Annotated in this window: 24 protein-coding genes and 5 tRNA genes; 4 read left to right on the top strand and 25 right to left on the bottom strand. The window is 51.6% G+C overall.

Annotation, left to right across the window (positions count from 1 at the left end; all coding sequences use genetic code 11):
* Window positions 1–11 precede the first annotated feature (11 nt).
* From rpoB to NOU37_07000, 14 genes are all read right to left on the bottom strand, one after another.
* A complete protein-coding gene (gene rpoB, locus NOU37_06935; GenBank protein ID MCQ4574969.1) occupies window positions 12–3,692 on the bottom strand; it encodes a DNA-directed RNA polymerase subunit beta in 3,681 nt (1,226 codons plus the stop codon).
* Between the two features lie 42 nt (window positions 3,693–3,734).
* The gene (rplL, locus tag NOU37_06940; GenBank protein MCQ4574970.1) at window positions 3,735–4,178 is read right to left on the bottom strand and encodes a 50S ribosomal protein L7/L12; all 444 of its coding nucleotides are present in this window, start codon (window positions 4,176–4,178) and stop codon (window positions 3,735–3,737) included.
* 6 nt (window positions 4,179–4,184) lie between these two features.
* Complete coding sequence (gene rplJ / locus NOU37_06945; GenBank protein ID MCQ4574971.1) at window positions 4,185–4,730, bottom strand: 50S ribosomal protein L10; 546 nt, start codon at window positions 4,728–4,730, stop codon at window positions 4,185–4,187.
* Window positions 4,731–4,740: 10 nt separating this feature from the next.
* Window positions 4,741–5,421, bottom strand: a complete 681-nt coding sequence (gene rplA, locus NOU37_06950) for a 50S ribosomal protein L1 (protein MCQ4574972.1) — start codon at window positions 5,419–5,421, stop codon at window positions 4,741–4,743.
* Between the two features lie 4 nt (window positions 5,422–5,425).
* Window positions 5,426–5,851, bottom strand: a complete 426-nt coding sequence (gene rplK, locus NOU37_06955; protein MCQ4574973.1) for a 50S ribosomal protein L11 — start codon at window positions 5,849–5,851, stop codon at window positions 5,426–5,428.
* Between the two features lies 1 nt (window position 5,852).
* Window positions 5,853–6,401, bottom strand: coding sequence for a transcription termination/antitermination protein NusG (nusG, locus tag NOU37_06960; GenBank protein ID MCQ4574974.1), 549 nt, complete (start codon window positions 6,399–6,401; stop codon window positions 5,853–5,855).
* Between the two features lie 141 nt (window positions 6,402–6,542).
* A complete protein-coding gene (secE, locus tag NOU37_06965; protein MCQ4574975.1) occupies window positions 6,543–6,995 on the bottom strand; it encodes a preprotein translocase subunit SecE in 453 nt (150 codons plus the stop codon).
* 20 nt (window positions 6,996–7,015) lie between these two features.
* A tRNA-Trp gene (locus tag NOU37_06970) sits at window positions 7,016–7,092 on the bottom strand.
* 17 nt (window positions 7,093–7,109) lie between these two features.
* Window positions 7,110–7,259: a 50S ribosomal protein L33 gene (rpmG, locus tag NOU37_06975; protein ID MCQ4574976.1), complete on the bottom strand. Its 150-nt coding sequence runs from the start codon at window positions 7,257–7,259 to the stop codon at window positions 7,110–7,112.
* A 10-nt stretch (window positions 7,260–7,269) separates the two neighbouring features.
* Window positions 7,270–8,472, bottom strand: coding sequence for an elongation factor Tu (gene tuf / locus NOU37_06980; GenBank protein ID MCQ4574977.1), 1,203 nt, complete (start codon window positions 8,470–8,472; stop codon window positions 7,270–7,272).
* Window positions 8,473–8,522: 50 nt separating this feature from the next.
* Window positions 8,523–8,597: transfer RNA gene (locus NOU37_06985), tRNA-Thr, on the bottom strand.
* Window positions 8,598–8,669: 72 nt separating this feature from the next.
* A tRNA-Gly gene (locus tag NOU37_06990) sits at window positions 8,670–8,740 on the bottom strand.
* Window positions 8,741–8,743: 3 nt separating this feature from the next.
* A tRNA-Tyr gene (locus NOU37_06995) sits at window positions 8,744–8,828 on the bottom strand.
* Between the two features lie 119 nt (window positions 8,829–8,947).
* Window positions 8,948–9,022, bottom strand: a tRNA-Thr gene (locus NOU37_07000).
* 121 nt (window positions 9,023–9,143) lie between these two features.
* Between NOU37_07000 and NOU37_07005 the strand changes: the two genes are divergently transcribed.
* Together NOU37_07005 and NOU37_07010 are read left to right on the top strand one after the other, a co-directional pair.
* Window positions 9,144–10,037 carry a phospholipase D-like domain-containing protein gene (locus NOU37_07005; GenBank protein MCQ4574978.1) on the top strand — a complete coding sequence of 298 codons (894 nt, stop codon included), beginning with the start codon at window positions 9,144–9,146 and terminating at the stop codon, window positions 10,035–10,037.
* A gap of 16 nt (window positions 10,038–10,053) precedes the next feature.
* The gene (locus tag NOU37_07010) at window positions 10,054–11,892 is read left to right on the top strand and encodes a tetratricopeptide repeat protein (GenBank protein ID MCQ4574979.1); all 1,839 of its coding nucleotides are present in this window, start codon (window positions 10,054–10,056) and stop codon (window positions 11,890–11,892) included.
* A gap of 141 nt (window positions 11,893–12,033) precedes the next feature.
* Here NOU37_07010 and modC read toward each other — a convergent pair whose 3' ends face one another.
* From modC to NOU37_07030, 4 genes are all read right to left on the bottom strand, one after another.
* The gene (modC, locus tag NOU37_07015) at window positions 12,034–13,107 is read right to left on the bottom strand and encodes a molybdenum ABC transporter ATP-binding protein (GenBank protein ID MCQ4574980.1); all 1,074 of its coding nucleotides are present in this window, start codon (window positions 13,105–13,107) and stop codon (window positions 12,034–12,036) included.
* Window positions 13,108–13,158: 51 nt separating this feature from the next.
* Window positions 13,159–13,830, bottom strand: coding sequence for a molybdate ABC transporter permease subunit (modB, locus tag NOU37_07020; protein MCQ4574981.1), 672 nt, complete (start codon window positions 13,828–13,830; stop codon window positions 13,159–13,161).
* Window positions 13,831–13,833: 3 nt separating this feature from the next.
* Complete coding sequence (gene modA, locus NOU37_07025) at window positions 13,834–14,622, bottom strand: molybdate ABC transporter substrate-binding protein (protein ID MCQ4574982.1); 789 nt, start codon at window positions 14,620–14,622, stop codon at window positions 13,834–13,836.
* Window positions 14,623–14,713: 91 nt separating this feature from the next.
* On the bottom strand, window positions 14,714–15,058 hold the full coding sequence (locus NOU37_07030) for a LysR family transcriptional regulator (GenBank protein MCQ4574983.1): 345 nt from the start codon (window positions 15,056–15,058) through the stop codon (window positions 14,714–14,716).
* Between the two features lie 139 nt (window positions 15,059–15,197).
* On the opposite strand from NOU37_07030, the gene NOU37_07035 reads away from it, so the two are divergent.
* Window positions 15,198–16,358, top strand: coding sequence for a cache domain-containing protein (locus NOU37_07035; GenBank protein ID MCQ4574984.1), 1,161 nt, complete (start codon window positions 15,198–15,200; stop codon window positions 16,356–16,358).
* An 87-nt stretch (window positions 16,359–16,445) separates the two neighbouring features.
* Here NOU37_07035 and NOU37_07040 read toward each other — a convergent pair whose 3' ends face one another.
* The 7 genes from NOU37_07040 to NOU37_07070 all read right to left on the bottom strand — a co-directional run bounded on the left by NOU37_07040 (window position 16,446) and on the right by NOU37_07070 (window position 20,552).
* Entirely contained in the window at window positions 16,446–16,922 is a 477-nt protein-coding gene (locus NOU37_07040; protein ID MCQ4574985.1) for a rhodanese-like domain-containing protein, read from the bottom strand.
* Window positions 16,923–17,110: 188 nt separating this feature from the next.
* Entirely contained in the window at window positions 17,111–18,118 is a 1,008-nt protein-coding gene (locus NOU37_07045; GenBank protein ID MCQ4574986.1) for a tyrosine-type recombinase/integrase, read from the bottom strand.
* Window positions 18,118–18,291, bottom strand: a complete 174-nt coding sequence (locus NOU37_07050; protein ID MCQ4574987.1) for a hypothetical protein — start codon at window positions 18,289–18,291, stop codon at window positions 18,118–18,120. Before NOU37_07050 ends, NOU37_07045 begins: the two co-directional genes overlap by 1 nt.
* A 23-nt stretch (window positions 18,292–18,314) precedes the next feature.
* Entirely contained in the window at window positions 18,315–18,743 is a 429-nt protein-coding gene (locus NOU37_07055; GenBank protein MCQ4574988.1) for a thermonuclease family protein, read from the bottom strand.
* The gene (locus tag NOU37_07060; protein MCQ4574989.1) at window positions 18,740–19,228 is read right to left on the bottom strand and encodes a hypothetical protein; all 489 of its coding nucleotides are present in this window, start codon (window positions 19,226–19,228) and stop codon (window positions 18,740–18,742) included. Before NOU37_07060 ends, NOU37_07055 begins: the two co-directional genes overlap by 4 nt.
* A gap of 53 nt (window positions 19,229–19,281) precedes the next feature.
* Window positions 19,282–19,809 carry a hypothetical protein gene (locus NOU37_07065; protein ID MCQ4574990.1) on the bottom strand — a complete coding sequence of 176 codons (528 nt, stop codon included), beginning with the start codon at window positions 19,807–19,809 and terminating at the stop codon, window positions 19,282–19,284.
* A gap of 26 nt (window positions 19,810–19,835) precedes the next feature.
* Window positions 19,836–20,552 carry an XRE family transcriptional regulator gene (locus NOU37_07070; GenBank protein MCQ4574991.1) on the bottom strand — a complete coding sequence of 239 codons (717 nt, stop codon included), beginning with the start codon at window positions 20,550–20,552 and terminating at the stop codon, window positions 19,836–19,838.
* Window positions 20,553–20,694: 142 nt separating this feature from the next.
* On the opposite strand from NOU37_07070, the gene NOU37_07075 reads away from it, so the two are divergent.
* The gene (locus tag NOU37_07075) at window positions 20,695–20,883 is read left to right on the top strand and encodes a hypothetical protein (protein MCQ4574992.1); all 189 of its coding nucleotides are present in this window, start codon (window positions 20,695–20,697) and stop codon (window positions 20,881–20,883) included.
* Window positions 20,884–21,078 lie beyond the last annotated feature (195 nt).

Genomic DNA, 21,078 nt, shown 5'->3' on the forward strand with positions numbered 1-21,078 from the left:
ATTCTAATATCTTATAAACCCTTCTTTTCCAGGTGCAGGTTAAGGCAGAGGCCCTGTACCTCCTTCGAAAGTACATCAAACGAGGCCGGAGTACCGGCCTCCAGGCAGTTTTCACCTTTTACCATAGACTCGTATATCTTGGTTCTGCCCTCCACATCGTCACTCTTAACGGTAAGAAGCTCCTGCAGATTGTAGGCCGCGCCATAGGCCTCCAGGGCCCAAACCTCCATCTCGCCAAACCTCTGACCTCCAAAGCGGGCCTTTCCTCCCAGGGGCTGCTGTGTTATCAGGGAGTATGGCCCCGTGGCGCGTGCGTGGACCTTATCGTCTACCAGATGGTGAAGTTTCATCATGTACATGTATCCAACCGTTACTTTCTGTTCGAAGGGCTCACCCGTACGGCCGTCGTACATGGTGACCTTTCCGTCTTCCTGCAGCCCTGCCTCTTTCAACGTGGCCTTTATCTCGGATTCCTTGGCGCCCTCAAATACGGGTGTAACGGCCTGAAAACCCAAATGCTTTGCGGCCCAGCCCAAATGGGTCTCCAATATCTGCCCAACGTTCATCCTGGAAGGCACACCAAGAGGATTTAGCAGTACCTGCACCGGGGTGCCGTCTTCAAGGAACGGCATGTCCTCTTCCGGCAACACCTTGGCGATTACGCCCTTGTTGCCGTGTCTTCCCGCCATCTTGTCTCCAACGGACAGCCGTCTCCTTGTGGCCAATGAGACCTTGGCTACCTCTAATACCCCGCTTGGAAGCTCGTCACCCCTCTTCAGCTGGTTTATCTTTCTGTCTCGCTCGTCCTTGAGGGACTCTATCTTATCGATAGAGGGTTTCGAGGTGGCAATCGCGGCGCTCCTTGCCTCCTTGCTGGAAAACTTTATGTTCTCGACGTTGAAGGCCTCCTCAAGCTCTAAGACGCGCTTCGAAGGCATGCCGACACGCACGACGAATTCCTGTAACGTCTGGGTGTCTACCAGGGGTTTCCTTGTCTCCTTCTGGATAGCCTGTACCATGGCAATAAATTCCCTGGATATCTCTCTGCCATATTTTTGCTCCGTGTCGCTAATCTGCTGGTTAATCTTTTTTCTCTCCTGTTCCGAGAGATAAGCCCTTCGAGAGAATCCCTGAGTACCCAAAACCGTACCTTCTATGCCGGAAGGCACCTCCAGCGACTCGTTTCTCACGTCTTCACCCGCACGTCCAAAGATCGCGTAAAGGAGTTTCTCCTCAGGGGACAGTTCACCACGGCTCTTCGGGGCTATCTTACCCACCAGGATGTCACCGGGTCCGACCTTCGTTCCTCCCAGCACCACTCCATGCTCATCCAGGTTCTTAAGGGCCTTTTCGGAGACACTTGGTATGTCTCTCGTAAACTCCTCCCGGCCCAACTTTGTTTCCCGGACCTCAGCCTCGAAGTCTTCCCTGTGGATGGAGGTAAACATGTCATCCTTCAGAAGCTTTTCGCTTACGACTATAGCGTCTTCAAAGTTGTAACCGTCCCAGACCAGAAAGGCCACCAGCACGTCGCACCCAAGGCTCAATTCGCCGCCGCTGGTAGCCGCACCGTCCGCTATCACCTGCCCCTTCTTTACCGATTGGCCTTCTCTGACAATGGGCCTCTGGTTGAGACAGGTACCTTCGTTAGACCCCACAAACTTCCTGAGATGATATTCGTCATGGTCGTCAATAACTATATGTTCGGCGTCAACTGCCGTAACGACGCCGGACTTCCTGGCACATATAACCATGCTGGAGTTCTGTGCCACGACCTTTTCCATCCCTGTAGCCACTATGGGCGGCGCAGTCTTCAGCAGCGGGACGGCCTGGCGCTGCATGTTTGAACCCATGAGTGCGCGGTTTGCGTCGCTGTGTTCAAGAAACGGAATCAGACTGGCCGACACGCCTACTAACTGCTTGGGAGAAACGTCTATATAATTGATCTTCGAGGATTCCGTCATATAGAAATCCCCGTTATATCTGGTGAGCACCTCGTCGGTCAGTTGACCGCGTTTCCCATTTGAGGCAGCCATGGCATCCATCGGTACCAGGTATTTGCCCTCTTCCTCGTCGGCCCTGAGATACTCTACGTTCCCGGTCGGTTTGCCGTTTCTGACCTTCTGATATGGTGTGACCAGGAACCCGTAAGGGTCAACGGTCGCATATATGCTTAGTGACGCAATAAGACCAATATTGGTGCCTTCCGGGGTCTCGATGGGGCATATCCTGCCGTAGTGGGAGATGTGTACGTCCCTGACCTCAAAGCCGGCCCTCTTACGGTTGAGTCCCCCCGGCCCCAGGGCACTCAGGCGCCTCTCATGAGTAAGCTGGGCAAGCGGGTTGGTCTGGTCCAGGACCTGAGAGAGTTCGCCACGGCTGAAGAAATAGTCTATCGTAGACATAATGGTCTTGGAGTTGATTAATACCCTGGGGGTGAGCTGGTCGAGCTCTTTACCGCTCATCCTTTCCTGAACCGTTCTGCGCAGTTTGAGAAAGCCCCTGCGAAGCTCCTCGCCCACCAGTTCGTCAATGGTCCGCAAACGGCGATTCCCGAGGTGGTCAATGTCATCCACGACGGCACCCCCGCCCTTACGCAGCTTTATTATATACTTAATGGAATTTACTATATCGTCCTTCTGGAGGGTCATCTCGTTTGCGCCGATGTCCTGATTGAATTTCCGGTTCAACCGGAACCGGCCCACCGAGCCGAGCCTGTATCTTTTCGGGTCGAAAAATTTTTCGTAAAAGAGCTGCTTCGCCTTGTCCAAATGCGGAGGGTTGCCCGGTCTGAACCTGACATACAGCTTCAACAACGCCTCTTCGTGTGAACCGGTCTTATCGTCCTGCAGCGAACTGAGCACCAGAAGGTCTTCGGCTGTCTTTACTATTTCCAACTCTTTTTGTCCGAGTTTAGCCAGATCGTCGATAATGCCTTCAGTGATTAGAACACCCGCCTTCAGCACTACTTCGCCGGTCTTTGGGTCGAATACCGTCTGGGCGGAATAATTCTGCTTCAGCTTGGCGGGGTTTGTAAGCCTTACCGTCTCTGTTTCATAAAAGAGCCGGATTATGTCTTCGTTTCTTGAGAATTCTTCTCCCATCGCCCTCAGGAAACACGTCGCGGGGAACCGTCCGCTCTGGTCTATGCGCACGTTAAGCACGTCTTTCTTGCCAACCTCTATCTCTACCCAGCTTCCTCTTTCAGGGATTATCCTGCAGGAATGCCGCCTCTTTTCGGTCTGTACCTCCTCTAAGAAATCTACGCCGGGTGAACGATGAAGTTGTGTTACTATAACCCTCTCGGTGCCGTTTATGATGAATTCTCCGCCCCCTATCATAATCGGCATCTCGCCCACATAAACATCCTCCTCGACGCACTCTCCCCTTTCCTTAAACGTTAGGCGGAGCCGCAGCCTGAGGGGTCTTCCATACGTAAGACGGAGCTGCCGGCACTCTTCAGGGCTATACCTGGCCTTGCTCAGTTCATACTTGACATACTCTAGCGACACCAGGTCGTCATAGCTTTTGATGGGGAAAATCTCCTTGAGTATGGCCTCAAGCCCCTTGCTCTTCCTCCTCGAGGCGGGGACGTCGGCCTGCAAGAACCCGCCATACGCATCTGTCTGGATACTGGTGAGGTTGGGAATCTCTACCAGGTTTTTGGTTTTTCCATAATCACGTACTTCCATTATGACCTTCCTTCAAAACGTTTCGTGCCTCAATATCGGGCACTATTTTACTTCGACGCTGGCTCCGGCTTCTTCGAGCTCTTTCTTTATCTTATCAGCATCTTCTTTGGAAACATCTTCCCTGACGGGCTTGGGCGCCTCATCCACCAGACCCTTTGCCTCTTTCAGGCCCAGTGTGGTGTGTGCCCTGACCACTTTTATGACCTGGATCTTGTTCGGTCCCACGGCCTTTAGAATTACATCAAAAGACGTCTTCTCCTCCGCGGCAGCAGCTTCAGCGCCACCGGCACCGCCAGCCACCGCAACCGGCGCAGCGGCCATGGCCTTGACGTCAAACTTCTCCTCAAAGGCCTTTACCAGATCAGAGGCCTCTGTCAGCGTAAGCCCACCCACCATCTCCAATATGTCGTTTATCTTCTTAGGGTAGGTAACCTGACTCTCCTCCGTAGCGACGGAACCCTCTGTTTTTACCTCCTCGGCAGACATTGTTCTTTAACCTCCCATCTCTGAATCAGTGTTGTCCTTTTCCTTCTTCTCTCTTACGGCGTCAAGCACGTTACGCAGTTTCTGCACCGGCGCTGATACCGCCATAGCAAATCTCGTCATTGGCGAGCTGATGAGCGTCACCATCTGCGCATAGAGCACGTCCCTGGACGGAAGCCTGGAAAGCTGCTCCACCTCAGGCCTGGAAATAAGACGCCCCTCAACCAGGCCGCCTTTTATGCTCAGGGACGGGACCTTCTTGCTCCAGCCCACAAGCGTCTTCGCCAGCACCACCGGGTCATCACCCCCGGCAATTATGGCCGTAGGACCCTTAAGCAGTTCAGCCAGCCCTCCGTTGCCCACTTCCTTAAGGGCCAATTTGACAAGCGAATTTTTCACCACCTCAAAACGTATATTCTTTGCGCCCAAGTCCCTGCGTAGATCGTCGGCCTCCATGGCATTTATGCCCTGGTAGTTCAAGATCATGCAATCCTGCACGTCTTTGTATCTTGCGTTCAGTTCCTTCGTAATCAGCGCGTTTATCGTGCTTGCCATAGTCTTGTTCCTACACCGCCAGGCTAATGCCGGGGCCCATCGTCGAGGATATCGTCGTCTTCTGGAGAAAAGCACCCTTGGCGGAGGGCGGTTTAGACGCAATGATGTGATTTATAAACGACTCTATATTCTCCGTAAGGTCTTCAGTACTGAACGAGACCTTCCCGACCAGGGCGTGGATGTTGCCGCCCGCGTCATTCCTGTATTCTATCTTTCCAGCCTTGAATTCCTCTACGGTCTCATTTATCTTGTCGGTAACCGTCCCGGACTTCGGTGACGGCATTTTTCCCTGGGGTCCCAATACCCTTCCGAGCTTGCCTATCTGGCGCATCATATCCGGGGTCGCTATCGCCACGTCAAAATCCATCCAGCCTCCCTCCACCTTCTTTATTAATTCCTCCGCCCCGGCCTCCACGGCACCGGCTTTTTTTGCCTCTTCCGCCTTCTCTCCCTTGGCAAACACCACTACTTTGAGCACTTTGCCTATCCCCTTCGGCAGGGAGATCGACCCCCTGACCATCTGTTCCGAACGCTTCGGGTCTATACCTAATTTTATCACGACATCTACGCTCTCATCGAACTTGGCCCCTGGAAGCCCTTTCAACACGTCAATGCCTTCCCTGATCGAGTATCTCTTCTTGTCATCGTACGACTTCTTGCTCTCGGCGTATCTTTTGCTCTTCCCGGCCATTTTCTTAGTCCACGACCTCCAGGCCCATGCTCCTTGCAGTGCCCTCTATAATCTTCGACGCCTGCTCCAGGTCCCGGGTATTAAGGTCCTTAAACTTCGCCTTCGCCACCGCCGCCACCTGTTCCCTGGTAACGCGGCCGGCCTTTTCTCTGTTGGGGACGCCTGAACCCTTGGCTATCTGAGCTGCCTGTTTTAGCAGCACCGAAGCCGGCGGAGACTTCAGTATGAAGTCAAAGCTCTTGTCTTTATAGACGGTAATTTCGACGGGAGTTATAACCCCTTGAGCGGCCTTGGTCTTTTCGTTGTATTGTGAGACAAAAAGACCGATGTTAACGCCGTGCTGTCCGAGGGCCGGCCCTACGGGCGGCGCGGGGGTGGCCTGTCCGCCGGGTATCTGTAACTTTATCTTTGCGATAATCACTTTCGCCATGTCAGACCTGTTCTACCTGCCAGTACTCCAGCTCTACAGGGGTTGACCTACCGAAGATGGTTAAGATTATTCTTACCCTGCCACTGGTCTCAAAGATTTCTTCCACCGTACCGTCAAAGTTCTCAAAGGGCCCTTCCTTTATTCTTACCCTGTCGCCCTCTTTGAATTTTATGCTGGCCTTAGGTTGTTCCTCCTTGCTTTCCAGGTCGGAAAGCATCTTTTCCACCTCGTAATTGGCCATGGGCACAGGCTTCTTGTCTCCTCCGATAAAGTCCCCGGTCCCGGGGGTCTCCCTTATAAGGAACCACACGTCGGAGGGAATATTACCATCTTCATCCACCTCTATCTCAGCCATAATGTATCCAGGGTATATCTTTCTCTCGCGAACCCTCTTCTTCCCACCTTTAATCTCGGAGACCTTCTCGGTGGGCACTAGCACCTTCGCTACTTTATCTTCTATTGCCCTTATCCTTGCAGATTCTTCCAGCGTATTTTTCACCTTCTCTTCCCTGTTACTTTGAACCCTTAACACAAACCACTTTTTTGGCATTGTTATAGACACCTTCAAAAAAAGCCCTCTTATACCCAGTAAAAACCCCGTTGCGAAAGACTGTATGGAAGGGGCGGAAACCGAGGGGCTTCAGTGCAGCGGCAACCTTGAGGCAAAGCTACCGCCTGAAAGGCAACCTCCTTATAGAAAACCCACCAACTTCATTATTCTTGTTATTACCCAGTCCACACTAAAGATGTACACCCCCAGGATAACGAGCAGTATTATCACTACCCCGGTAGAACCAACAAGTTCATCTTTGGTAGGCCACGAAACCTTCTGGAGCTCCCCCTGGGTATCTATAAGGAACTCCACCGTCTTCTTGCTGCTTGTGTCAAGCCTGTTAAGCCCGGTCTCAAGCCCGGTAGTGTGTACTCCAATAACGGCGACACACAAGAGAAAGAGCGCGGCAGCGGACACGAGACCCCAGGTCAGCTTTATGCCTACAAGTGGCACCACCGCCCCCGGATACAGCTCAGGGGACTCTATAAACGTTCCATAAACGGCATGCGCGGCAAAAAACGCGAACGCGCCCATCCCGACGGCCAAAAAAAGCCTGGCATGGAGCCCCTGGTTTTTCTTATATATATCCATCTGAAGTCTTACCCGCAAAATGGCAGGTCCGGAGGGATTCGAACCCCCAACACCCGGATTTGGAGTCCGGTGCTCTGCCAGTTAGAGCTACGGACCTATTAACAAGAAATAATTCTACTTCTTCTGTTCTTTATGTGCCGTGTGCCTGCGGCAAAACCGGCAAAACTTCTTAATCTCCAGCCGGTCGGTCGATCTGGCCTTTTTAGTGGTGCGGTAGTTCCTGTTGGAACACTCCAAACAAACAAGCGTTATACTGTCGCGCATGGCGGGAGCCTTACTCTAAGACCTTCGTAACCACACCGGCGCCCACAGTCTTACCGCCCTCTCGGATTGCAAACCTGAGGTTCTCTTCCATCGCGATCGGGGTAATGAGCTCTATCGTCAGCCGCACATTATCCCCCGGCATCACCATGTCCGTGCCTTCCGGCAGGGTGGCCACGCCTGTAACGTCGGTGGTCCTGAAGTAAAACTGCGGCCTGTAGCCCTTGAAGAACGGTGTGTGACGGCCGCCTTCTTCTTTACTGAGGATGTACACTTCACCTTCAAACTTGGTATGGGGGGTTATGGAGCCGGGTTTGGCCAACACCTGCCCTCTCTCGAGGTCTCCCTTATCGACGCCCCTCAGGAGTATACCCACGTTGTCACCCGCCTGGCCTTCCTCCAGCGTCTTGTTGAACATCTCTACCCCCGTAACCACCGTCTTTTTAACCTCAGGGGAGAGACCCACTATCTCCACATCTTCGCCCACCTTAACCACGCCGCGGTCTATCCTTCCGGTGCCCACCGTACCACGGCCCTTTATACTAAAGACGTCTTCTATGGACATAATGAAAGGCTTGTCTATGTCCCTTACCGGCTCCGGGATGTAGCTGTCCACCGCATCCATAAGTTTACATATAGGTCCGCACTTTTCACACTCTTTCTTGGCACAACCACATTCGCCCGCCTGCAGCGCCGAACCCCTTATGACCGGAATGTCATCCCCGGGAAACTTGTACTCGTTGAGGAGTTCCCTCACCTCCATTTCGACCAGGTCCTGCAGCTCCTTGTCTTCCAGGGCATCAAGCTTGTTCATGAACACAACCATAGCCGGCACCCCAACCTGTCTGGCCAATAGTATATGCTCGCGCGTCTGCGGCATAGGGCCGTCGGGGGCGCTCAACACCAGTATGGCACCGTCCATCTGGGCCGCACCCGTTATCATATTCTTTACGTAGTCAGCATGGCCGGGACAGTCGACATGGGCGTAGTGCCTCTTTTCCGTCTCATATTCAACGTGAGCTATAGCAATTGTAATGCCTCTTTCCTTTTCCTCGGGCGCCTTGTCAATAGAGTCGAAAGCTCTCTCCTTAGCCAGGCCGGACTTGGAAAGGATATGAGTTATTACTGATGTCAGCGTAGTCTTACCATGGTCCACGTGACCTATGGTGCCAATATTAATATGGGGCTTTGTTCTTTTAAATACCTCTTTTGCCATAGCTTACACTCTCCTTCGTCTAAAACCTCCAGCATATTGCAGGAAAGTAGTGGAGCTGCTGATGGGATTTGAACCCATGACCTCGTCCTTACCAAGGACGTGCTCTACCCCTGAGCCACAGCAGCATGTTGAAAACATGTAATTTTATCATTTACTTTGACAAATGTATATAGTTATTCCAAAATTTTTTGCGGTATAGCGGGCGATGGGAATCGAACCCACATGGCTAGCTTGGAAGGCTAGGGCTCTACCATTGAGCTACGCCCGCATATGGTGGGGAGAGGAGGATTTGAACCTCCGAAGGCTACGCCAACAGATTTACAGTCTGTCCCCTTTGGCCACTCGGGAATCTCCCCTAATGCAAATTACATCGTAACATGATGATACCAATGTACTTACGCAGACAGTGCGGGTCTTTAAAGACCCGCAAACCGAGGCATGAAACGAAATATTCTCGCTCTCAGTGTATACAAAATGGAGCTAGCGGAGGGAGTTGAACCCACAACCTGCTGATTACAAATCAGCTGCTCTACCGTTGAGCTACGCTAGCACTTAGAACGCCTTATTATAGAAATCCCGGCCTTATTTGCAAGAGAGAAAAATTCGTTTTGCCAACGGGGCGGGAATGCTCTATAATTGTCTTCTGTAACATGATTTAAATGGAGTATTTGATGCGGTTTATCGTAATCCCGGTCATAATCGCGTTTTGCCCCGTCGCCCTTGCCTCTACGGAAGTATTCTTCTCACCGGCAGATAGCGCTCAACAGCGCCTTGTCGCCGGCATAAATGAAGCCAAAACCTCCCTGGACATCGCTTCCTTTCAGTTCACGTCCGTCGATATCGCCGAGGCCCTCATCGAGGCCAAAGACCGGGGCGTACGCATACGGTTCCTGGCAGACGAAAAGGAGTCCGGGGCTGGCTCATCGTTGATCGCTTCTCTGGAGGATGAGGGACTGGACGGGAAGGAGGACATAAAATACTTAAAGGCCCGGTTCGGCGGTAGAATGCACCACAGCTTCATAATCTTCGACTCTAACGCCGTATTAACCGGTTCTTACAACCTGACGGAATATTCAGACAAATTTAACTTCGAAAACGCCATCTTCACCAACGACTCCCGGCTCGTAGCAAAATATCAGATACAGTTCAATAAACTATATGGAGAACCCATAGCGACTACCGCCGTCCCGGAGAAAGAGACAATGATGGCAAAAAAGGGGCCAGGGCGGTTTATTGCCCTAAGCCTCTCCCACCTTGGCAGACTCCTGGGACAGGACTCTACGTTGTCCGACTCTGAGAAAAAAACAATGTGGAGTCACTACAAAGACCGTTATATTCACGGCGAAGGAGAAATTGTTTCGAGTTCCATCGATCCGTCAACGGGTCCGACGGTAGTTATAAGAGACAGGCTGGGCACAGGGGTGGAGATACTCCTGGACGCCGACGAGACCGATAAGGTCTCCAAGACGTCGGGCGGCGGGATGGTAGGTTTCACAGGCAGGTTAATAGCGCGTCCCGGGGCCACGCACAACTACTTCAAGCTCGACCGCGGCAGTCTTAAATAATAGGGGAGGGAAGGACATGTCCAGAAGTAATCGTGCCTGCATACTTATATTTTCCTTTTTTCTTATCATGCTCGTCCCCCTCTCACCACAGGCGGCTGTGGCCGTGGAGGAGGAAGATTTTGTACACCTGTTGTCGCAAGCCGTTCAATCTATAAAGCAAGGCAGGTATGACGACGCGCTTAAGGCCTTTGACAAGGCACTGGAGATTAAACCCGAGGACTGCAAGGTCTGGGCCCATAAGGCCCAGTTGCTCGATCAAATGAGGCGGTATAAAGAGGCCGCAGAGGCATACGGCAGGGCCACAGGCATTAACCCCAACTATTACGAGGCCTGGATCAACGCAGGCCTGGCACTGGTGCGGGTTCAGGAAGACCACGAAAAACAGGTGGAAAGGGCCATCGAGTGCTATGACAGGGCGATAGAGATTAAACCCCGCTCGTATCAGGCGTACCTCAACAAGGGCAACGCCCTCACCAGGCTGCGGAGATACGAAGAGGCGCTGAATGTCTACGATAAGGCCATTGAGGTCGACCCGAAACACCATGCGGCCTACACGGACAAGGGTCTCCTGTTAGGCGATATGGGGAGAAATCAAGAGGCCATAGACACGCTTGAAAGGGCCATCTGGATCAAGCCCGATTCATACTTCACCTGGCAAAACATAGGCATGGCGCTCTTCCGCATGGGCCGGTACGAAGAGGCCGTCAAGACGTTCGCAAAGGCCTCCGAACTGAACCCGAAGGACTACGGCCCGCTTACCAACAAGGGCCTGGCGCTGGTAAGGCTGGGCCGGTACGAAGAGGCACTGAAGGCATACGACAGGGCACTCGAACTGCTGCCGACCTCATATGAGACCTGGTATAATAAAGGTTTCCTGTCCGTCGAACTGAAAAGGTATGAAGATGCCTGTAAGGCCTTTTCAAAGGCCGTAGAGATAAGGCCGGATTACCTGAAGGCATGGACCAGTATGGGTGACGTACTGACGCACATGGGCAGACAGAAGGAGGCCGGAACGGCCTACCAAAAGGCCGCCGGACTTAAACCGGACACGCCAGAGGCCTGGGTCAGCCAGGGCAGCGCCCTGACACACCTCGACAGGCACGAGGAGGCCCTGAAGTCCTTCAATAAGGCCGCCGCCATGTCATCAAACATATATGAGGCCTGGCTCGGCAAGGCAAACGCCCTGATAAGACTCAACAGGTTTAAAGAGTCCCTCGGCGCCTTTAATCAGGCCGCTAAACTCAGGCCGGACGCGTATGAGGTATGGTACAATACCGCTACCGTCTACATGCGCCTTACAAGATACCAGGACGCACTCAAGGCGTTCGACAGGGCCGTCCAGATAAACCCCGCCTCCAGCGAGGCCTGGTACAACAAGGCACTAATACTCGGCGAGGCCATGAGCCGCCCGGCCGATGCGTTGATGGCCGTCCAGAGGGCCACCGCACTGGAGACTAAAGAGACCCCGTCGGCCCGGAGCTGGGACTACCAGGGTCTTATACTCAGCGACCTGGAACGTTATGACGACGCCCTGCAGGCATTCAAGAAGGCCCTTGAGATTGACCCCGGTTTCTTCTCCGCATGGCACAACATGGGTATGACGCTTGACCAGGCAGGGAGGCCCGCGGAGGCCGTTGACGCCTACAAAAAATCCCTGAGTATAAACCCAGACTTTGCCGTCGCCTGGTATAACATGGCATCCGCCCAGGCCGAACTCAAGGACAAGCGCGGCGCACTCGAATCCCTGAGGCGCGCGGTGGAATTAAACCCTCAGATAAAGGACTGGGCGGGCAGCAACCCGGACTTCCAGCCCTTCCTGAGCGACCCGGACTTTGTGATGGTCTTGAGGCAGTAATTATAGCGCATTGAGGCACACCCGGACAAACGCCGTTCTCTGGCGCAACTTCGGGGCTAAGCCCCTCGCAACGACAAAAGAAACCAACGGACTACTACAAGCCTCCGGATGTTGCAGGACTTGTGCAGACATGCCCGGTCGCTAACAGACCTTTATGGCGTTGGATTTGATTATAAAAAAATACGTCTGTCCCTTGCTTATCCCAAGTTCTTTAAGTGACTCAAGGGTTATCTCGACAATGACGCGCTCTCCCAGATTCACGTACAAAACGGCCTTGTTACCCGCCACGGATATGTCTTCCACTACTCCCTTCAGAATATTGCGCGCGCTCAGGCCCACCGGCCTCTCACGGCTTACGATTATGTCCTGGGCACGCACTATCGCCGAGACATTGGAGCCGGGCTCAGGCCCGCCCATAGGCACCACAAGTTTTTGCCTTCCCAGCTCAAGCTCCGTCACACCGCGCCCGGTGTTATGTGAAAGCACCTTGAGGGTGAGTACGTTCTCAAGCCCCTCGGATTCTATTATGGGAAATACGTCCGGGTAGTGAAAGAGGCTTGTTGCGCCGCCGGTGGCCAGTACCCTGCCGTTCTTTACCACTATCACCTCATCGGCAAGGTTCATGATCTCAGCGAGGGCGTGGGTAACATAGAGTATTGGGACACGAAACTCTTCCTTCACCCGTTTAAGATAGCCCAGGAACCGGCTCTTCAGACCCCAGTCCAGGGCAGACACCGGCTCGTCGAATATAAGGAGCTGAGGGTTTGAAAGGAGCGCTCTGGCGACGGCCGCCCTCTGCTGCTCTCCGCCCGATAACTGGCCTGGTTTTTTACCAAGAAGGTCTTTTATATCAAGGACGTCTATGACCGCCTGCGGCACTATACGGTGCCCTGTCTCATCCTCCTGGCGAAAGCCGTAGTAGATATTCTTTTCCACCGTAAGATGGGGGAAAAGCAGCCCCTCCTGGAACACGTAACCCATGCCGCGACGCTCGGGGGGTAGGTTTATATGGTTCGCGCTGGAGTACAGCAGTTTGCCGTCAATTGATATCTCTCCGTCTGAGGGTTCTATTACCCCGGTGACACAGTTAAGTATTGTAGTCTTGCCGCTCCCCGAGGGCCCAAAGATGGCGGTCAGGGTTTTTTTCTCTATGGTAAACGCAACGTCCAGGTGGAACGTGCCAACCTGTCTTCTTATATCTACTTTGAGTTTCATTTATGATAGTTTCATTATGACGCTGTGTTACATATATATTAAGGAAAGGCCTCAGTGGGTGGTGCGCTTGGAGATGTTTTGGGCAAGAAACAGGGCGAAAAACGCGAGTACGGTGGCGATTAATACCAGTCTTATACCCTTTTCGTCGTGACCCGTCTGGACGTAATTGAACACGGCCAGCGGGATGGTTTGTGTCTTTCCGGGGATATTCCCCGCTACCATGATGGTGGCCCCGAACTCCCCCAGACTACGCGTAAACGCGAGGATTGAGCCGGCTATCACGCCCCTTATTGCGAGCGGCAGTGTGACCGTATAGAACACCCTCCAGGGGCCTGCGCCAAGTGTCCGGGCGGCGTTCTCCAGCCTGGGGTCAACCTCTTCCATGGCAACCCGTACAACCCTTACCAGCAGCGGAAAGGCTATAAGCGCACTGGCCAGCACCGCCGCATACCATGTAAAGGGCAGCTCTATGCCGAACTCCCCGTAAAGGGTCCGCCCGACAAGTCCCGTCCTGCTTATCAGGATAAGCAGGAAAAACCCGCTCACCACGGGCGCGAGTGCCAGAGGCAGACTGACAAGGGTATCAATAACGGACTTGCCCCTGATACGGGATTTGGCCAACACCCAGCTTATAAATATACCGGGGGGAAGGATAAGAAGCGTGCTGCACACTGCGACCTTCATGGAGATATATATGGCGGATAGCTCTTCTTGTGATAACACGGTCTAGCTCCCTTCTGCTGCCTTGAAGCCGTATGATTCAAAGGTCTCTATTGCCTCTGCGGAGGAGATAAAATCCATGAACTCCCCTGCCATGGCCCCTGCCCCCGTGTCTTTCAATATGACCGCGGGGTAGATTATCCTTGTGTGGCTGTCTTCCGGGAATTCATATGCCACTTCTACTTCATCACTTATCAAGGCATCGGTTTTGTAGACGATGCCGGCTCCGGCCGCCTGGCGTTCTACGTATGCAAGCACGGTCCTCACGTCCAAGGCGGGTACTATCTTCGGATGCAGGTCTTCCCAGAGTCCCAGATTTTCCAGGGCCTCCTTTGCGTAGGCCCCCGCCGGTACAGAGCCCGGCTCGCCGATGGCTATCTTCCCGACCTCTCTTCGCACCAGGTCTCCGGGTTGCTCAATCTTCACTCCACCGCCTCTGGATACAATGACAACCAGGGTGTTGGTCAGGAGGTCCTTTCTTGTGTCAAGCAGTACAAAGCCCTCAAGCTCAAGGGCGTCCGCCTGAGTGGCGCTGGCGGATATGAATATGTCCGCCGGGGCACCTTTTAGTATCTGGCGGTAAAGGGTACCCGAACCCCCGAAACTCAAAAAGACCTTACTGCCGCCGCCCTTCTCTTCCTCAAACCTGTCCTTAATCTCTTTCATGGCGTCCGTCAGGCTCGCCGCGACAAACACCAGTATCTCGTCAGAAGATTCCTCCCCCGCGTACACGACTACCGGGAAAGAAATGACAAGAAACAGCAAAAGAAGAATAAGTGGCCATCGTTCCCGCATTTTCAAGTCACCGGACTCCCATTCAGGCGACACAAAGGCGTTATATCATTATAGACATAATAAGCCGGAGCTTCCCGTCTGTCAAGTTCTTTCAGTCCTTGAATACAGCCTTGTATTCTCTTTCCACGCTGGCCTTGACGCGCGCCTTGTACCTGTTGTAACGGTTGAGGAGTTTCCTGGCGTCCTTTGTGAGCCTTGCGCCACCCCCTCTCCTTCCGCCGATGCTGGTCTTGAGCAGCGTTACACCCAATCGCTTTTCCGTGGCCTTTATCTTTCCCCATGCCGCGCGGTATGACATGCCCAGTTTCTTGGCGGCCGCGTTCAGCGAACCCAGCTCATCAACCGCTTCCAGCAGGATTTTCCGGCCCTCCGCGAACACAACTCCCCCTTCTTTCTCTATCCACACCTTGAACCGGGGAGTCATCTTTTTGGGCATCTGGCCACGTCCTCTTCTTTTCACAAATACTTCTTCTTATTGATAAGCAAATAAATGCGGTAAGGGTAAAACGTTAATTGACTTATAAACTCTACTGCGCTAATATTAGCATTTTATCAGGCACAATAACAGAGATGAAATGGCACAAAGACCCCCATCTTCGATACCGCCGAGGAGGAGACCACAGGAGCCGGCAAAGCCTGCAGCCGACGGCAGTCCTCATGAGAATAAGAGGGCAAAATCGACCTCCCTGCTCATCTACCTCATCATAATCTGCTTCTTCGGCAACCTTATACCCTACATAATAACCACCTCTGTGAACTGTGCGGTTGCGAGGAGTTACATACGACAGGAGGCGATTGACCACCTTATATCCGTAAGGGACATAAAGAAGCGTGAACTGGAAAACTACTTCTTCGAAAGAAGGGGTGACGCGTACCAGCTGTGTACGAACATACTTTTCAAGTGGGCGATAACCTCATACGTAGACGCGTACCGAAGGGGAGGCATGGCGGGCGGCGAAACGGCCGGTCTTAAAGGGCAGAGGTATAAAGAGGTGGACGAGCGATACCACAGGATACTGAGCGGTTTTGCTGACGCGTACCAATACTACGATGTCCTCATCGTGGACGTTGACGGCAACGTCGTGGCCAGCGCGAAAAAAAACCCAGAGATTGGAGCAAACCTCCTCAAGGATGAAAAATACCGTGACACTACACTGGCGAAGGCCTTTGACAGAGGCAAGATGGGGCTGACCGTAACCGATATGGAGTGGTACGACGGCTATAACGGGCCGGCCCAGTTCGTCGCCGCGCCGATAATTAAGGAGTCCGAAGACGCCCCCCTGCTGGGCGTACTTATATTATTCATGGACGGCACACAGATAAACGACATAATGCAGCAGAGGCCGGGTCTTAAGGAATCGGGCGAGACCTATCTTGTCGGCCAGGATTTTCTGATGCGTTCCGACTCGCGCTTTACCACTAATGCCTCTGAGATACTTAAACTGGAGGTTGACACAAATCCTTCACGAAAAGCAATAAATGAAGGGGTAACAGATTACGGCATCTACCGAGACTACCGTGGCGTGAAGGTGATAAGCGCCTTTACACCCATACAGATATCGCCCGAGGTCCGGTGGGCGCTTGTGGCAGAGATAGACAAGGCCGAGGCGCTGAGCATGGAAGGGGCTATGATTTCTCGCGTTGTATGGATGACGTTTGCCATGATTCCGATCTGGGTCCTGATTATCTTTTTATTCTACAGGATAATGAAGCAGGAATTTCTTACCGAGGAGTAGACGAGATAATCAGTCCGGCCTGACAAAACGAGACGCAAACAACGATTAAATGATGACGTAATTCATTAAGCTCTGCGGGGACACCGGTTATTTAACGACAGGGTAGCCCTTTTCCTTCCACGCGATTATACCGCCTTCAAGGTTGAACACGTGTGTATAGCCCATATCCATCAGAACCCTGGCTGCCTGCAGGCTGCGCCCACCGACGGCGCAGTAGGTGAGGACGGGTTTGTCAGGGCTGTTTAACCTGGTTTGGGCCTCGTCTTTCAGCCTGCCCAGGGGTATGAGCACGGCGCCCGGTATGTGCATCTCCTTATATTCCGCAGGCTGTCTTACGTCCAGGATGACGTCAAACCTGCCTTCGGCCACCCCCTCTGCGGCATCCTCGGGAGAGATCCCAGCCACCTCCTCATTGTCATTGTCGCTTGCAAACAACACTCCAAGTAGCATTGTTTCACCCGCTTCGCCCGCCTCTTCGCCCGCTATGAACGGGAGTATGCCAAAAAAAAACACACTGCATATTATTAAAACCAATCCACAATCCATGACCAGCCTTCTGTCCATCACATTCTCCTGAAAACCGTGACTGGATTTGCTCTCGGAATTGTGATAATACGTTCGCCATTAGTCATTGTTCTTTGATTACCCCTTAAAGAATTTACTGGTCGGGGCGGGCAGATTTGAACTGCCGACCTCCTGCTCCCAAGGCATATACGGGTATTGATATTAAAGGACTTACGATTTACCATTGACTATTCTATGTCCAGGCTTATTCTTTCTACGGCCTCTCTCAGGTCCTTGTCGTAGGTGTGAGTGTACTTTGACGTCATAACAGAGGACCGATGCCCCATCAACGTCTGCTGCTTCTTCTCATGTACGTCCACACTACCTAACAGGCTTGAGAACGTATACCGCAGGGCATGTAGGTCAAGTCCCTCCCCGGGAATCCCGGCATTTTTGAGACATACCCGGAAGGCCCTCAACAGATTATTCTTGAGGGGTGTGCCCCTCTCCGTGGTAAACACAGAGTCCTCCGGCGCCTTACCCTTCAGGAGCGGCCTGAGCCCCCTCTGGAGCGTCCGGTGGAGGTGTATGACCCTGACGCCCGCGTCGGTCTTGGAAGCTCGTACAGCAAGAGTGCACGCTTTCCTATCTATATCTCTGACCTGTAGTCTGACCAATTCCATTTTCCGAAGCCCTGTCAGGATAAACGTGAGCCATACAATGCGCCATTTATCGGAGTGCTCAAGCAACAGGGGTATTTCCTCCGGTGTAAGAGGCCTCCGGGGTTTTTTCTTCTCCTTGACCTTTGCCACACCTGCCAGTGGATTGAACGGTATGAGATTGGTCTCCACGCCGTAGGACAGCATCCGTTTGAGGAGCTCGAGGGTTTTGTTCAGAGTGCGGCCTGAGATGCCGTTCTGTTGCCGTTCGTTAAAGTATTCGTTTAGCCGGTGCCGTATCTGGTGCAAAGGTACATTGCCGCCAATATACCCCATCGCTTGATTTACCAGGGTTTCGTAGGTTTGAAAGGTTCGGGGATCCACTCTGGGCCGGACCTCTTCAAAAAATTTCTCCTTGAGCTCTGAGAGTGGATAGTTATCCGGCGCGATCCCGAATCTTGAGAGGTCGGCCTTCTTGAGTATGTCCTCACGTATGCGCCTGGCTATATCCCGATTCTTAGAGAGCTTTTTGCGGACCCTCGTACCGTTGATGTAGTCGTCCATGTACCAGGATAGGGCAATTTTACGGAGCGGCATTACTCCGCCTCGGTAAGGGCTTTCAATTTGTTGAATATTTTTTCATAGAATTTTAGGTACTCTTCCTCTTGAGTTTCCTCTCCTAGATCAATTTTTGTCCTTAACGCCTGTGCTATCTGTGCCGTAGCCAACTCATGCAATTTTATTTTGTTGTCTAGATTTATCTCTGTCATAACAGTTTCCTTTCTCGTTTAAATTACTTTGACCAAATCCCCCGCCGGGCTTTTTTGGCCTCGAGCTCGAGCTGTTTAAAATACTCTTTGTACCGCACGTTGGGCTTGACCGTCATTACCCGCGCCAGACCTTGCTTTACCAGCAGGGCATTAACAAACAAATCATCTACATAGACGTAGGCCAATAGGCGTCCGTATCTATCGTGCCGGTCTCTATCAAATTCTAAGCGCACGTTCTTACCCTCCACCAGCCGCCGGTTGTATTCTTTCATTACATCGCCCAGGCTCTCTTCTGTTTCGGCTGTATCTATTCCTATGTACCGGACCCGTTCTCCATTTGCGAGCACAATAGTATCGCCGTCAATCACCCTGGAGACCAGCCAAGAGTCGGAGGCTAAGGCGGGAAGGGCTAAAAAGAAAATCAGAAATTGACATAACGTGGATACTCTCATTTAGAAGTACCGTCTTTTTCCTTAAAGGCATCCGGATACAAAGACTCTAGGGATGGTGGCTTTTCTTTGGAAGAAGCTGGCGTATTTGCCAGTTCACTAAGTGTTCTTCGGTATTTTGCAAGTTGCTGTTTCGCATGAAGGAGACTTTTCTTGTCTTCTTTCCACATCTCATTCCAAAATTCAAGCAGCATTGTTATTTCTTCTATTTCTTCACGTATTGTTTGGGTTGCTTCTTCTCTGGCTTTTTTTGGGCTGTATCCCAGTGATATATAGAAATTAACTTGTTGGGCCATATCTAAATTAAGAGTTATCTTCTTCTTTTTTAATTCGAGAGCTGCATCTTGCATCAAACTCTCAGAAAAAGCAACTTGTGCCTCTAAATCTTTAACCTCTTTTGCCCAATATTCTTCGGGTGTGAGCTGTTTCCCGCATGATGAAAAGCAGATAACAAGAGGAACTATTAAAGCTATTAGGAAAAAACGCACGTAGCCCCCTTTCTAAAGCCCTCTCCACACAAGACCCTCAGCTTTAAAGACAATCATCTTTCGGGAATTGCGAGCTGGACTATATTGCTTGGCGGAAGAGGTTTAGGTTCTTTGTAATTTGTTAAGAGCAACACTGTTGCCAGAGCACGAAGGCGAGAGGGTAAGATATGTTTGGCAATGTTTCTCTCGGATGGTTCATTGATATTTATGTATTGTGTCCACCGTATGCGCTCATCGGTAAGGCCTGTCGAAAAGAGTAAACCCAGAATCGCATCTATTTGGCCAACGGCATATGCCTCTTTCATAATCTCTATTTCTTTGTGATTGTGGCCAACATCAAGAATAGCAAAGTATTTCCGGTCAAGTTCATCTAAACGGTGAAGTCTATCTGCAATATCCGGAGGCATCATAGAGGGACGTACCACTTTATGCCCTGACAATACATCTGAAACGACTCTAGCAACGGTGGGGCGGGCGACAGTCCTTTGTTGTTTTTCAAGAATAAAGCCCTCTGGCACCGTTTCAGCGCGCACACTATTCTGCAATGCTAATACCAGAACAAATACAATAATGAATCTCATCGGAAACCCCCTTTTGCCCTGACGGGCTATTCCTTAATTTTTGTGGTATTCCAGCACACAACCGGGTGCATGAAATATATATCTTCTCTCTGAAATACCAGTGGGTCATGGTCTTGTAAATTTGTGGATTCAAGGACCACCACATTATCGAGACGTTTTAAAAGTTTAATGTAAACCTTGCCTTGCAATTTCTCCCTGCAAATTACCACTTGACCTTCCTTCGGTTTTATCCGCGTGGAGACTACAACCACTGTTCCTTCTGGCATCGTAGGTAGCATGGAATTACCCTTGACGATCAATCCGTAAGCGTGCGGGTCCGTTACACCTTCTGGGCGTGCCATCCGGTCGATACCTTCCCCAGCAGGATACCCGGCGTCGCCGTAGGCTACCTCTGTCTCTCCTGCGCTTACGTAACTGATAATGGGTATGGTATCCCCTTCGCCGATTGTCTCCGGCTGCCTGAGTGGAATCTTGCCAGGGACCTCTGGAGGAGCTTTTGGAAGGCGGTCACCGTTGGAAGGAGGCCAGTCTTTTTTACTATTAGATAAATATTCTGTAGTAAGTTGTAGGGCCGCACTAAAAAATTCAAGCTCTTCCGCAACGACCCTCCTTGCACTACCCTCTATTCTGGATATGGTAACTTGTTCCATCTCAAGGCCCATCTCACTAAGTTTTTTGGCTAATTGGTCCTGACTCAAATCGAGCTCTTTCCGTCGTTTCTTAATCTTATCCCCTATATCCATGCAAAAAGTGTATACCATAAACACCCTAAAGGCAAATAGATATGAGATTCTCGAATAAATTATAAGGATTTCTCTTAAAATCTACTTGACAAACCATACATAAAATGTATACTTTATTCAGTTTCATTCTAAGGAGGCTCAGATGGTCAACAAAAAGCCAATCAATATCGAGTTTTATTCCAAGGACTACAGGTGCATAAAAGAGGCAGCCAGGGCCGAGCAAATGGGCGTTGCTACCTGGTGCCGACAGAAAATTCTACAGTTCTTAGACGGTCGTCTCATTGAGGCCCCCGGAGATACAGCGTCCGTTCTTGAGGAGAGTAGCACATAAAATTTTTTTAGCAATACATGGCCATCGGTCAGAGTGGGTCAGAAAAATGCGTCAGATTAATGTGTTCTCAGAAATAGAAGAAAGTACCAGTTCCCTTCTAACGTATGGGGTGCAACTGGTATTCGAGGGCATCCGAAAGGACGTTATGGCACACCCAGGGGGCTTAGAAGGCTTTGCTAGAGACGTGGGTGTTCT

The sequence above is a fragment of the Candidatus Bathyanammoxibius amoris genome, from assembly GCA_024451685.1.
Lineage (GTDB): Bacteria > Planctomycetota > Brocadiia > Brocadiales > Bathyanammoxibiaceae > Bathyanammoxibius > Bathyanammoxibius amoris.